General features: G+C 66.5%; 9 protein-coding genes. 2 read left to right on the forward strand and 7 right to left on the reverse strand.

The genetic code is table 11. The features are described 5' to 3' along the window. Position 1: 1 nt before the first annotated feature. The 7 genes from NTD82_RS04555 to NTD82_RS04585 all read right to left on the reverse strand — a co-directional run bounded on the left by NTD82_RS04555 (position 2) and on the right by NTD82_RS04585 (position 11502). Positions 2-1129 carry an acyl-CoA dehydrogenase gene (locus NTD82_RS04555; RefSeq protein WP_262127908.1) on the reverse strand — a complete coding sequence of 376 codons (1128 nt, stop codon included), beginning with the start codon at positions 1127-1129 and terminating at the stop codon, positions 2-4. 8 nt (positions 1130-1137) lie between these two features. Next, positions 1138-2331: an acetyl-CoA C-acyltransferase gene (locus NTD82_RS04560; RefSeq protein WP_262127909.1), complete on the reverse strand. Its 1194-nt coding sequence runs from the start codon at positions 2329-2331 to the stop codon at positions 1138-1140. 15 nt (positions 2332-2346) lie between these two features. After that, positions 2347-3114 carry an SDR family NAD(P)-dependent oxidoreductase gene (locus tag NTD82_RS04565; protein ID WP_262127910.1) on the reverse strand — a complete coding sequence of 256 codons (768 nt, stop codon included), beginning with the start codon at positions 3112-3114 and terminating at the stop codon, positions 2347-2349. A 10-nt stretch (positions 3115-3124) separates the two neighbouring features. Beyond that, on the reverse strand, positions 3125-4777 hold the full coding sequence (locus tag NTD82_RS04570) for an AMP-binding protein (protein ID WP_262127911.1): 1653 nt from the start codon (positions 4775-4777) through the stop codon (positions 3125-3127). Positions 4778-4922: 145 nt separating this feature from the next. Beyond that, on the reverse strand, positions 4923-9452 hold the full coding sequence (locus NTD82_RS04575; protein ID WP_262127912.1) for an NEL-type E3 ubiquitin ligase domain-containing protein: 4530 nt from the start codon (positions 9450-9452) through the stop codon (positions 4923-4925). Positions 9453-9557: 105 nt separating this feature from the next. Continuing rightward, a complete protein-coding gene (locus NTD82_RS04580) occupies positions 9558-10547 on the reverse strand; it encodes an AraC family transcriptional regulator (RefSeq protein WP_262127944.1) in 990 nt (329 codons plus the stop codon). A 91-nt stretch (positions 10548-10638) separates the two neighbouring features. After that, complete coding sequence (locus tag NTD82_RS04585; RefSeq protein WP_262127913.1) at positions 10639-11502, reverse strand: LysR substrate-binding domain-containing protein; 864 nt, start codon at positions 11500-11502, stop codon at positions 10639-10641. A gap of 109 nt (positions 11503-11611) precedes the next feature. Between NTD82_RS04585 and NTD82_RS04590 the strand changes: the two genes are divergently transcribed. Both NTD82_RS04590 and phnX read left to right on the forward strand, forming a co-directional pair. After that, a complete protein-coding gene (locus NTD82_RS04590; RefSeq protein ID WP_262127914.1) occupies positions 11612-12718 on the forward strand; it encodes a 2-aminoethylphosphonate--pyruvate transaminase in 1107 nt (368 codons plus the stop codon). A gap of 49 nt (positions 12719-12767) precedes the next feature. Then, positions 12768-13595 (forward strand): phosphonoacetaldehyde hydrolase, encoded by an 828-nt coding sequence (gene phnX, locus NTD82_RS04595; protein WP_262127915.1) that lies wholly within the window; start codon positions 12768-12770, stop codon positions 13593-13595. The last annotated feature ends 8 nt before the right edge of the window (positions 13596-13603 follow it).

The raw sequence follows: 13603 nt of genomic DNA on the forward strand, positions 1-13603 counted from the left end.
TTCAAAGATTGCGCGCAATGACCATGCGCTGAATGTCGCTGGTGCCTTCGTAGATCTGGCAGACCCGCACGTCGCGGTAGATCCGCTCCAGCGGGAAGTCGCTCAGATAGCCATAACCGCCGAGGGTCTGCAAGGCATCCGAACAGACCTTTTCGGCCATTTCCGAGGCGAAAAGCTTGGCCATCGAGGCTTCCACCAGCGCCGCCCGCCCGGCGTCACGCAGGGCCGCGGCATGATGCACCATCTGCCGGGCCACGGCGATGCGCGTGGCCATGTCGGCGAGGCGGAACGCCACGGCCTGGTGCTCGATCAGCGGCTTGCCGAAGCTCTCGCGCTCGCGCGCATAGTCGCGGGCCACTTCGAACGCGGCGCGGGCCATGCCCACCGATTGCGCGGCGATACCGATGCGACCGCCTTCGAGGTTGGCCAGGGCGATCTTGTAGCCCTCGCCCTCCTCGCCCAGGCGGTTGGCCGCCGGCACGCGCACGTCTTCAAAAACGATCTGGCAGGTGTCGGAGGCGTGCTGGCCGAGTTTGTCCTCGACCCGCGCCACCTGATAACCGGGGCTGTCGGTGGGCACGATAAAGGCGCTGATGCCGCGCTTGCCCGCCGCAGGATCGGTCACGGCGAAGACGATCACCACCCCGGCATTGCGGCCGGAGGTGATGAACTGCTTGCAGCCGTTCAAGACGTAGTGATCACCGTCGCGGCGAGCGCGGGTCTTCAGGCTGCTGGCGTCGGAGCCGGCCTGCGGCTCGGTCAGGGCGAAGGCGCCGAGCATGGCGCCGCTGGCCAGCGGAGTGAGGAAGCGCTGCTTCTGGTCGTCGTTGCCAAACTTGAGGATCGGCACGCAACCCACCGAGTTGTGCACGCTCATGATGGTGGAGCAGGCGCCGTCGCCGGCGGCGACTTCTTCCAGGGCCATGGCGTAGGCCAGGTAGCCGGTGTCGCACCCGCCCCACTGCTCCGGCACCAGCATGCCGAAGAAGCCCATGTCGGCCATTTCCGCCATCGCCTCTTTCGGGAAGCGGTGCTCGCGACTCCATTCTTCGGCGAACGGCCGCAGGCGTTCCTGGGAGAACTGCCGCGCCGCGTCGGCGATCTGTTGTTGCTCGTCGTTAACCAGCATGGTGCACCTCAGTTCAGGATCTCGACGGCCATGGCCGTGGCTTCGCCGCCGCCAATGCAGATTGCCGCGACGCCACGGCGCAGGCCTTTCTGGCGAAGGGCCGACAGCAGCGTGACCAGGATGCGCGCGCCGGACGCACCGATCGGGTGGCCCAGGGCGCAGGCGCCGCCATGGATGTTGACCTTGTCGTGGGACAGGTCCAGCGAATGCATCGCCGCCAGGGTAACCACGGCGAAGGCTTCGTTGATCTCGAACAGGTCGACATCGGCCAGGGTCCAGCCGGTGCGCTGCAGGAGTTTTTCGATGGCGCCGATTGGCGCGGTGGGGAACAGCGCCGGCGCGTCGGCGAACGCCGAGTGACCGTGGATCACCGCCAGCGGCTTGAGCCCCAGGCGTTCGGCGCGGGAACGGCGCATCAGCACCAGCGCGGCGGCGCCGTCGGAAATCGAACTGGAGTTGGCCGCGGTCACCGTGCCGCCGTCGCGGAAGGCCGGCTTGAGTTGCGGAATCTTGTCCAGGCGGGCCTTCGGCGGTTGCTCGTCGTCTTTGATCAGCACCTTCTCCTTGCCCACGGTGACTTCCACCGGAACGATCTCGGCGGCGAAGCTGCCGTCCTTGATCGCTTGCTGCGCGCGGGTCAGCGAGGCAATGGCGAAATCGTCCTGGGCCTGGCGGCTGAAGCCGTTGGCCTCGGCGCAGTCTTCAGCGAAGGTGCCCATCAGGCGGCCCTTGTCGTAGGCGTCTTCCAGGCCGTCGAAGAACATGTGGTCGATGATCTTGCCGTGGCCCATGCGATAACCGCTGCGGGCCTTGTCCAGCAGGTATGGCGCGTTGGACATGCTTTCCATGCCACCGGCGACCACCACTTCGGCGCTGCCGGCCAGCAGCAGGTCGTGGGCCATGATCGCGGCCTGCATGCCGGAACCGCACATCTTGTTCAGGGTGGTGCAGGTGGTGCCTTTGTCCAGGCCGGCACCCAGCGCGGCCTGGCGGGCCGGGGCCTGGCCGAGGCCGGCGGGCAGCACGCAGCCGAACAGCACTTGCTCGACGCTGTCGGCGGCGATGCCGGCGCGCTCCACCGCGCCACGGATGGCGGCGGCGCCCAGTTGCGGCGCGGTCAGGCTTTTGAGGTCGCCCTGCAGGCCACCCATGGGGGTGCGCACGGCGCTGACGATTACGATCGGGTCATTGGCGAGGGTCATGGTGTTCTCCTGCGATTATTTGGCAGCCATGCGCAAGGCGCCGTCGAGACGGATCACCTCGCCGTTGAGCATGCTGTTTTCAATGATGTGGCGAGCCAACGCGGCGTATTCCACCGGGCGGCCCAGGCGCGGCGGGAACGGCACGCCGGCGGCCAGCGAGTCACGGACTTCCTGGGTCATGCCGGCCATCATCGGGGTTTCGAAAATGCCGGGGGCGATGGTCATCACGCGGATGCCGAAGCGCGCCAGTTCGCGGGCGGCGGGCAAGGTCAGGCTGGCGATGGCGCCTTTCGACGCGGCGTAGGCGGCCTGGCCGATCTGGCCGTCATAGGCGGCGATCGAAGCGGTGTTGATGATGACCCCGCGCTCGCCATCGGCATCGGCCTCGCCTTCGGCCATGGCCGCGGCCACCAGGCGCAGCATATTGAAGCTGCCGATCAGGTTGACGTTGATCACCCGGCTGAAGCTGTCCAGACCGTGCGGACCATTTCTGCCGAGGACTTTCTCGGCGCCGACGATACCGGCGCAGTTGACCAGCCCGTGCAGGCTGCCGAACGCCTCCACGGCGGCATCGACCGCGGCCTTGGCGGCGGCTTCCTGGCTGATGTCGGCGACGGCATGGCGGGCGTTCTCGCCCAGCGCCGCGGCCTTGGCGGCGACCGCCTCGGCATTGAGGTCGACCAGCATCACCCGGGCACCGGCCTGGATGAGCATTTCCGCGGTCGCGGCGCCGAGGCCCGAGGCCGCGCCGCTGACGATGAAGTTCTTGTTGGCTATTTGCATGGTGCTGTCCTCACGCGCTGGCCTTGTGGGCCTGCGCTGCTTGTTGAAGGGCGATTTCCTGATTGCGCAGGATGAAACGCTGCAGCTTGCCGCTCGGGGTCTTGGGCAGCTCGCTGACGAATTCGATTTCACGGGGATAGGCGTGGGCGTACAGGCGCTGGCGTACGTGCTGGCGCAGGATTTCGGCCAGTTCGTCGTTGGCCGCGTGGCCGCTGCCGAGCACGACGAAGGCCTTGATCAGTTCGGTGCGCTCCGGGTCGGGCTTGCCGATCACCGCCGCTTCGATCACCGCCGGGTGCTCGATCAGCGCGCTTTCCACGTCGAACGGGCCGACGCGGTAGCCGGAGGTGGTGATCACGTCGTCGCTGCGGCCGACGAAGCTGATGCTGCCGTCCGGGTTCAGCTCGACGGTATCGCCGCTGAGGTAGTACTTGCCGACGAAGGCTTTGGTCGGCAGGCCGTGATAGCCGCCGAACCAGCACAGCGGCGATTGCTCGCGGTCAACGGCGAGGATGCCCGGCTGTCCGGCCGGCAGTTCCTGGTGGCGCTCGTCGAGCACGACGATGCGGTGGCCGGGGATGGCGTAGCCGGCGGAACCCAGGTGCACCGGGTGTTCGAGGCCGTGATGGTTGCACAGCACCATGCCCAGTTCGGTCTGGCCGTAGTGGTCGTGGATGGTCACGTCCAATTGGTCGCGGAACCAGCGGATCACTTCCGGGTTGAGCGGCTCGCCGGCGCTGCTCACCACCCGCAGGCGGCCCTTGATCGGCGCGGAAAACCCGTCGCCGGCGGCAATCAGCATGCGGTAGGCGGTCGGCGAACCGGCCAGGTTGGTGATGGCGAATTTGTCGATGACCCGGCAGGTGCTCTCGACGCTGAACGGGCCGTCGAAAAAGGTCGTCGCGTGGCCCAGGGACAAAGGCCCGGTGACCGCGTAATAGAGGCCGTAGGCCCAACCCGGGTCGGCGAGGTTCCAGAAGTTGTCTTCGCGGCGCAGGTCGATGGCGTCCCGCATGTAGCCCTGGAACGCGACGATGGCGCGCAGCGGGACTTCCAGGGGTTTGGCGGGGCCGGTGGTGCCGGAGGTGAACATCAGCAGGAACGGCGCCTCGCCCGACAGCAGGACCGGCTCGCAGTGCGGGTCGGCGGCATCCAGTTCAGGGTAGAAATCCAGGTCGCCACGGGCGGCGTCGGCCTTGACGCAGATGATCGTCGGGCAGTCTTCAACATCGTCGAGCTTGCCGCGGTTGTTCGGGTCGGTGACCACCACCTTGGCACCCGAAGCGTGCAGCCGGTGCTCGATGGCTTTCGGTCCGAACGCAGTGAACAACGGTTGATAGACCGCGCCAAGGCGCCAGGTGGCGAGGACCGTCACCAGCAACTCGACGGTTCGCGGCAGCAGCCCGGCGACCCGGTCACCGGGGCCGACGCCCTGGGCCTTGAGCACATTGGCAAAACGCGCGGCGCGGGCCTGCAGCTCGCTGAAACGATAACTGGCGCTTTGTCCGTCGCGGCCTTCCCAGTGAAGGGCGATGCGGTCGTCCGCAGCGTGTCGGTCGCAGCATTCGACACAGGCGTTGAGCGCCTCGAGACTGCCGGCCAGCGCCGCCCCGGCCGCTTGCGGGTAATTGAAGGTACGTGCCGCCGCGCTGTAATCACGCATCGCCGAACTCCTCGTTTTTATTGTTGGAATAACGAAAGGTCCGCAGATAGTCGCGCCGGTGCTGCGTTGGGGCAATGGTCAAAGCTGTCAATCTGGATGACTGGTTTGGCCATGGGACGACCCGCGTCGTCCCATGGCGGGCCGCTCAAACCGGCGGGTCTTGCCTCATCGCCTCGCCGGTCAGGCGCAGCGCCAGGTCCTGAAAGGCCGCGCTACGCTCAGCGGCGAGGCTGTTCATGCGCGCGAGGTATTCGCCCTCGGGCAGGCTGGCGTGCTGCGCGCCGAGTTCGTCCAAACGGTGCCAGAACCTGTCTTCAAGTTCAGCGAACGCGGCCGGGTGCTGTTCGCGCAGGTATTCCACCCAGTAATCGCGGCTGGCAATGAACCGCGGCAGTTCATTGCCCTGCTCGTCGGCACGCACGACACGCACCGCCTCGCGCAGGTCCTGCGGCGTCACGCCGGCGATCTGGCTGAAATCCATATGGCTCGGCTGCCCCGGCAACTCCAGCTCACGCGCCAGCCCCGTGCGATAGGCCAGGCTCACTTCCACCTCATCCACGCCACGCCCTTGGGCGTAACGCTCGGTGATCACCTGGCGAACGTGCAGTTCAAGCCGCTCCAGGCGGAACAGCCGTCGGCAAAACCGCAGCAGCACGCTATGCGACAGCCCCCAATTGGCTTGTCGGCGGGCCTGGTGGAGCAGGAAACGGACCTCCAGCACACTAAAGTTGGACTCCACACTGTCGGCGCAGGTCGTCGGTCCCGCCGCGAGGTCGAACAAGGTTTCCCGCAGCTCGGTGCTCTCCACGCAGCCGTTCAGCATGCGCCATACCCGCACCCGCAGATCGACCCCCGCCAGGCGGAACTCGGCCGTCGTCAGCAAGCGCCCCAGCAACGCGAAGAAGTCGCCGGAATTGGGCTCGGCATGCAGGCGATCCCACCGCTCACCGCGCTCGACCAGCACCTCGCCCTGGGCATCGTCGAGCCAGCGTTCACGCAACAACTCGCTCGATATCGGCACGTCCTCGGTCATGTCCCAGAGCCGCGCGCGGACCGCCGGCGAGAGCGGATTGCCCTGCAACAACAAGGCACTGCGGACGTGCTGGGGCGATTCGAAAAAGCCGTCCGGCAAGGTCGCCAATTGGTTGCCCCGCAAATCGGCGAACTCCACGAACGGCAGGCTCAGCACGCCCGGCGGGAGGCTGCGCAAGCGCGTCTGGCGCAGGCCCAGGCGTTGCAGGCGCGGCAAGCGGCTGACGTCCGGCGCCACATCCAACGGGTTGTGATCGAGGGACAGTATCTCCAGACGGCTCAACGACGACAGGATCTGCTGGCCCATGGTGCTGATGCGGATCAGGTTGCTCTCCAGCACCAGGTGGCGCAGCTCCCGCATATTGCCAACGGCCTGTGGAATGTCGGTGAGGGCGTTGCCGCTCATATCGAGCCAGCGCAGGCGAGTGAAGCTTTGCAGGAACCCGCTGATGCGCTGCGACTGCTGCGCGTCAGGCAAGGTCAACTCGACCACATGGGAAAAATCGATGTCCGCCGACAATTCCGGGAAATCCCCTGTCGCTACATAGCCGAGGTTCAAGCGATAGCCCAGCAAGGCGCCGTCAGTGCCGTGCATCGGCGCGGTCAGGCGACACCAGCAACGACGTATTTCCTCGACCACCCGGCGGCGACCATTGGCCTGTTGCGTGGTGGCCTGGAGTTGCCAGCGGTACAGGGTTTCTTCGAGGTGATGGAGCGATCGCTGATAGCGCAACAGCTCGCTCATCGGGTCATCGTGCGCAGCGCTGATGCCCTCGAGAAAGCGGCTTACTTCCTGGTCATCGAACCCCGGAAACAATGACCTGACCATGCTGGTCAACGAGGTTCGCCCCGTGGCCCCGCGCCCACTCAGCGGATAGCCCGGACGACCCTCGGCGGTACGCCGCAAGGGGTTGAACACGCCCGGCCGGCTGGCCATGCCGATCAGCACCGGCACGCGCTGGCGGTCGGCGATGGCGCGATCGAGCAGCAGTTGCCGCAATTGTTCATCAGCCTGCTCGCCCTCCAGACCCAAGGCTTGAGCGTTGACCGGGCCAAGCCCCTCCAGGATGGCGTGGAACAGATTGCCTGGTTCCGCCTGGTTGCCCACCGGGTCCAGCTCACCGAACACGTCGAACTGCGCGCCGGCCCGCAGCAGGATCCGCACCTGTCGTGTGTCGGAAAGCGGCAGCAGGCGCTCGATCACCCGGCCGTGCACCGATCCGTCGCGCAACTCGAAACTGAAGCCCTCGGGCCACTCGGGCAGATGACGCAACAAGCCGAAGGCCAGGCGCACGCTGAGGTCGGGGCACACGTTGTGCAAACACAGGCCCTGCAGCGCCTGGCTGACGCGCACCTCGCTCAACGCCAGGCGCGCCTGCTCGGCCATGGCCAGGGGAATTCGCCCGCGCTCGTCGATGGAGCGAAGCGCGGCCTCCCCCGCCTCGTCAATCAAGGCGCGGATATGCACGGCGGGCAAGCCGGGGAAATCACGCCGCAGCAAGGCGCCCCGGCTATCAAGCTTCGACGACTGCCGGGCCGCGGTGTTGTCGAACAGCAACGCCCGAAGCGACGGCGAACCCGATTGCCAGGTGGCCCGCTCGTCCACCGGCAAGGCGTGCGGACGGTTGAGCAACGCCTTGGTGTAGCCGGCCAACTCGGGGTCCGCCGCACTCATCGGCTGCCCCTGTTGCAGTTGCTCGAAGAAACGATCGATCCGCGCATCCAGGGCAAACTGCGCCAGCGTATGGCGCAAGGTTGCCGGCACCGCGCGCCGCTCCACCAACAGGCCGCGCAACATCGCCTCATCGCCCCCGGCCACGGCGACCGCCCGTTCACACGCGAGGTCGCTCACGTCTTCGCTACCGGGTAGCAGGCGGCGCAACAGATTGGCCGTGCCCTGCCATTGCAGAGGGTGCTCGCCGGGCAGCCACCAGGCACCGCGACCATTTCCGCTCAATATCGGTGTGTAGCCCTCCGCGCGGGTCGGATGAAGAATCAGCCAGCGACCACTGCGCGGATCCTGCCGGACTTCGAATACCCGGTCGCCCTGCCGCCACCACTGACGGCCTTGCTTGCGGATCAGACCGTCGGCGTCGAGCCGGTGCGGGAACGGCAACGACAGCAGCGGCAAGGCATAGGCGGACAAGTCCGCGAGCCACAGGCGCAGGGTTCCGTCGGCACGCAGCACCGGTAACAGCCGGCCAATGAACTCACTGCGCTGCAAGGTCCGCACTACCGTGATCGCGGCCACCGAACCGATCGTGGTCAGCGTCAGGTCGCGCACCACTCCCAACATGTGGTCGAGCGCTTCTTCGTGCTGGCCCCGGCGCCACTCCTGCACCCCCTCATACACCTCGCCGAGCATTTCCCAGACCAGGTTCACCAGCATCAATTCGCCGACCACCGGCAAGAACGACGCAGTCAACATAAGCACCGATACCCCCGCCGACTCCAGCGCGGCGATGCGCTGTTGGTACACCTCCAGGTCAGCCGCCGAGGTCGGCACGACCAAAGCGGCGGCATCGGCCTTGAGCCGGCTGATCCGGTGCTGCACCAGGCGAGAGAACTCGACGTCCTGAGCCGTCAGCCCGACCACCTCCAGGTCCAGCCGCGACGCGAGCTTGATGACGAAACCCAGCCGATCATCCTGGGCGAGCAGGTGGGTGAAGCGGTCGCGGTAGGCGCTGTTCTTGAGGTCATTGCCCAGGTCGGTGGCCAGTGCGTACCACGACGAATATTGGCGCAACGGCTGACGGGGATCATTGGGCCAATAGAAAACCAGTTGCCGCGGCGCTGCGCCGGCCTGCTCGCGAACGGCGCCCGGCAGGCCCTTGTCGCGCGCCTCGAAGATCAACACGCCCGGCACAGCGAAACCCAACACTTCCAGAAAGCGGCAGCAGACGGGCAACTGGCCCGGGTTCGCATGGGCATCGGCCGTGGCCAGTTTCAGCAAACCCTGCAGGGCCTGATCATCGATCTGGCCCCTGAGGCTGGCGCTGTGGGCATGCGCGGCCAGCGCGCAGCGCATGTCTTCGGCCAGCACATGCAACACCTGTTGCAGCGCCTGGGTGTCGGCCGGTTGCAGCAGCGTTTCCAGGTGCTGCTGGTATTGGCTGCCGAGGTCCAGGCGGCGACAGATTTCGGCCAGGCGCTCCGGTGGCAGGTCCAGCATCTTGCCCGCCTGGACGATGCCGGCGCCCGGGTAGTAATTGCTGGCCTTGGCCTGCGCCCCGGTAAAGTTTTGCAGCACGCGGTGGAACAGGCTGCTGTCGCGGGAGTAAAGCTTGAACGTGGGCAGGTCGACGTCAGTGATCGGAAACAACGGGCGCGTGACCCGCAACCGGACATCGCGCCACAGCGCCTCACGGATATCCAGGGCAACCTCACCCTCCTGGGCCAGCGCGTTCTGGAGCAAAGGGATGACGAAGTCCTCGACCGGCCGGATCGACTCCAGCAGCCGCGCCACCCGCCCCTGCAAGGCCTGGTGGGCAGCAAGGCTGGCCTGCAACTGATCGAGCCGGTCAACGGAGGCGGACTTGAGCCACTGCGGGGCTTGGGAGGCGATGAAACGGTCAATCGCCGAGTTGTCGTCCAGTGCCACGTCGGCAGATGAATCGGGGGAACGCGTGGATGAAGGTGACATGGGGTCAGGCTCCTCGATGAGAGCCGGCAGCCTATGAACCCCTTCCGCCCGCCATCAGCGGGAAACAGCGCACGGCGGTGCAGCGCGTCCTCCCAGGCAAACACCTCAGCCGCTGGCCAACACCAGACTGCGGTAGTGCCCCGGATTGCTCCCCGACCATTTGCGAAAGGCCTTGTAGAACGAACTGGTGTCGGCAAAACCGAGGCGCTCGGCGATCTCGGCGAAGCTGATATCGGCCTGGGCCAGCCAGCCGATCGCCAGCTCCTTGCGCACGCTGTCCTTGAGCGCCTGGTAAGTCTGGCCTTCGTCCGCCAGGCGCCGGCGCAGGGTCGAGGCGGAGATGCACAGGCGCTGCGCCAGGGCTTCGGTTTCCGGCCACTCGGCGGCGGGCAGCCGGCGCAGGTCGTCCTTGATGCGCCGCGCCAGGCTCGCCGGGTCGCGGTACTTGACCAGGATGTTGCCCGGCGCCTCGGCAAGAAAGCGCTGCAATTCCTCGGCGCTGCGCCGTACCGGCAGGTCCAGGCAATCGGCGGCGAAAATCATCCGCGTGCGCGGGCGATCGAATTGCAGGTTCTGGGAAAACATCACCCGGTAGTCGTCGCAAAAGTCCGGCTCGGCGCAGCGCAATTCGATGGCCAGAATCGGAATCCGTCGTCCGGCCAGCCAGCAGGCCACGCCGTGGACGATCATCCAGAAGGTGAAATAGGTGAAGGGTCGGCGCGGGTCCTGGTGCGGCTCTCCGATGACGATCTCGGCGAGGCTCTGCTGGCGCACCAGCGCCGGGTGCAGGTGTTCGAACATCAGCGTGAGGAATTCCAGCGCCGAGGCCAGCGCCGTGCCCACCGTGGGCTGGGCCATGGACGAGCGGCAGAGAAAGGCCAGGCTGCCGCTGCGCAGGCCGCGGGGGTCCATGCAAAAGAACTCGTCGTTGCAGCGCCGCGCCAGCAACCGCCAAAGCCGCGCATAAGCGCTGGACGGCACGCGGGCGTCGGGCAACGCCAGGCGCGCCGGGTCGATCCCGACGCGGCCCAGCACTTCCACGGTGGCCGCGCCGGGGGGACAACCCTGCAACAGCGCTTCACGCACCAGTTGCATGGAGATGGTGTCTTTCTCCGTTTTCAACGCTGTTTCGCCTTGAGTCTTGTTTGACCGGCATCTTAGGCCGGCACGCGGAAAAAACCAGTGTTCAGTCCTGGCCGGCCAGTTCGAGAAACGCCCGGATCAGACGCAACTCCCGACGCCGCTCCAGGCAACCGAGCATGTGCTGGTTGACCAGCCCGGCGCCCTCGATCGGACGCGCCACCACCCGTGGGTCATGGCTCAGTTCCGCCGAAGAGACGATGCCGATGCCCAGGTGCGCCGCTACCGCCTCGGTCACCGCCTCGCGGCTGTCCAGCTCCAGCAGCACCCGCGGCTGCACGCTGGCGTCGGCGCAGGCCTGGTCGAAGGTGCGGCGGGTAATCGAGCTGGGTTCGCGCAGCACCATGATCTGCCGGTCCAGCTCAGCCAGGGGCAGTTCGTGTCCGCTGTCGGCCAACGGGTGGGTGGCCGGCAGCAAGGCACAGATTCGCGACGCCGAGAGACTTTGCAGGTAGACCCCCTTGCGGGGCTCGACCTCGGTCAGCACCGCCACATCGGCGTGTTCCGACAGCAGCGCGGCGAGGGTTTCCTGGGCATTGCCCAGGCGCAGATTGACGGTGATGCCCGGATAACGCTCGCGCAGCAGCGCCAGCATCGGCATGACCCGGTGCGGCCCGTCGGCGGCCACCTCCAGGCGGCCGGTGAGCAACTGTCGGTTGGCTTCGAGCATGGCCTGGGCTTCTTCGGCAAGACTGAACAGCGCGCGGGTGATAGCCGCCAGACGGATGCCCTCCTCGGTCAGTTCGACCCGCCGCGCGGTGCGGCGCAACAGGGTGATCTGGTAGTGCTCCTCCAGCGCCTTGACGTGGCCGGTGACCGCCGGCTGGCTGATGAACAGGCGGCTGGCGGCGCGGGTAAAGCTGCCTTCGCGGGCGACGGCATCGAAGGCACGGAGCTGGAACAGGTTCATATCTATCGGCCTGACTTATGGCTGGCATAACGACAAACAATTTGATTGATGGCGCGCCGGATTGCAACGTAGCGCCCATAGATTCTGCCCACCGCCAGCGAGAACCCCCATGTCCGACGCCCCTGTCCTGCTGACCCCCGGCCCCCTGACCACCTCGGCGCGCACCCGCCAGGCCATGCTGATGGACTGGGGTTCCTGGGACCGCGATTTCAACCAGTTGACCGCCAGCCTCTGCGAGCAGCTACTGGGCATCCTCAACGGCCACGCCAGCCACCACTGCGTGCCGCTGCAAGGCTCCGGCACGTTTGCCGTGGAAGCGGCGATCGGCACCTTGGTGCCTCGCGACGGCAAAGTTCTGGTGCTAATCAACGGCGCCTACGGCCAGCGCCTGACGAAGATCTGCAAAGTGCTGGGCCGCGCGTATAGCACCTTCCAGACCGCCGAGGACCAACCGACCACCGCCGCCGACGTCGACCGCCTTCTGCGCGAAGACGCCAGCGTCAGCCATGTCGCGCTGATCCATTGCGAGACCAGTACCGGCATCCTCAACCCGCTGGCGGAGATCGCCCAGGTCGTCGCCCGCCACGGCAAGCAGTTGATCATCGACGCCATGAGTTCCTTCGGCGCGCTGCCGATCGACGCCGCGCAGGTGCCGTTCACCGCCCTGATCGCCGCCTCGGGCAAATGCCTGGAAGGCGTGCCGGGCATGGGCTTCGTCTTCGCCGAGAAAAACGCCCTGGCCGCCGCCGAAGGCAACAGCCCTTCCCTGGCGATGGACCTGCACGACCAGCACGCCTACCTGAGCAAGACCGGCCAATGGCGCTTCACCCCGCCGACCCATGTGGTCGCCGCGCTGCACGAAGCGCTGCTGCAATACAGCGAGGAAGGCGGTCTGCCCGCCCGTCACCAGCGCTACGCCGACAATTGCGCCGCGTTGCTCGACGGCATGGCGACGCTGGGCCTGCGCAGCTTCCTGCCGCCAGCGATCCAGGCGCCGATCATCGTCACCTTCCACGCACCGCGCGACAGCCGCTACCAGTTCAAGGACTTCTACGAACGGGTCAAGGCCAAGGGCTTCATCCTCTACCCCGGCAAGCTGACCGAGGTCGAGACCTTTCGCGTCGGCTGCATCGGCTGCGTCGGACCGGACGGCATGCGCGCCGCCGTGAACGCCGTGGCCGCAGCGCTGCGGGAAATGGAAGTCGTGGATATCTGATTCATCCCCTCGCCAAATTTGCCGTTTGAACGATCAAGGACTCACTCACATGAACTACAGCAACCCGCAACGCCTGCAAGCCGCAATCCTCGACTGGGCCGGCACCGTGGTCGACTTCGGCTCCTTCGCGCCGACGCAGATCTTTGTCGAGGCTTTCGCCGAATTCGACGTCGAGGTGTCCATCGAAGAGGCTCGCGGGCCGATGGGCATGGGCAAGTGGGACCACATCCGCACCTTGTGCGACCAGCCGCAGATCGCCGAGCGTTACCGCAAGGTGTTCGGCCGCGTACCGAGCGACGACGATGTGACCGCCCTCTACAACCGCTTCATGCCACTACAGATCGAAAAGATCGGCGTGCACTCGGCGCTGATCCCCGGCGCCCTGGACACCATCAGCCAATTGCGCGCCGACGGGCTGAAGATCGGCTCCTGCTCGGGCTACCCGAAAGTGGTGATGGACAAGGTGGTGGAACTTGCGGCGCAGAATGGCTACGTCGCCGACCACGTCGTGGCCACCGACGAAACGCCCAATGGCCGCCCATGGCCGGCACAGGCGCTGGCCAACGTGATCGCGCTGGGTATCGATGATGTCGCGGCGTGCGTGAAGGTGGATGACACCGTACCGGGCATTCTCGAAGGTCGCCGTGCCGGGATGTGGACCGTGGCGCTGGTGTGTTCGGGCAACGCCCTGGGCCTGACCTATGAGGGTTACAAGGCGCTGGACGCGGAAACGCTGGCCAGCGAGCGCCAGCGGATCAATGCACTGTTCGAGGGCTCACGCCCGCATTACCTGATCGACACCCTCAACGAGTTGCCGGCGGTGGTGGCGGATATCAACCGCCGGCTGGCGGCGGGGGAAATGCCGCAGTCGGTTTAAGCCAATGC

It is taken from the genome of Pseudomonas sp. 5P_5.1_Bac1, assembly GCF_025466015.1.
Taxonomy (GTDB): domain Bacteria; phylum Pseudomonadota; class Gammaproteobacteria; order Pseudomonadales; family Pseudomonadaceae; genus Aquipseudomonas.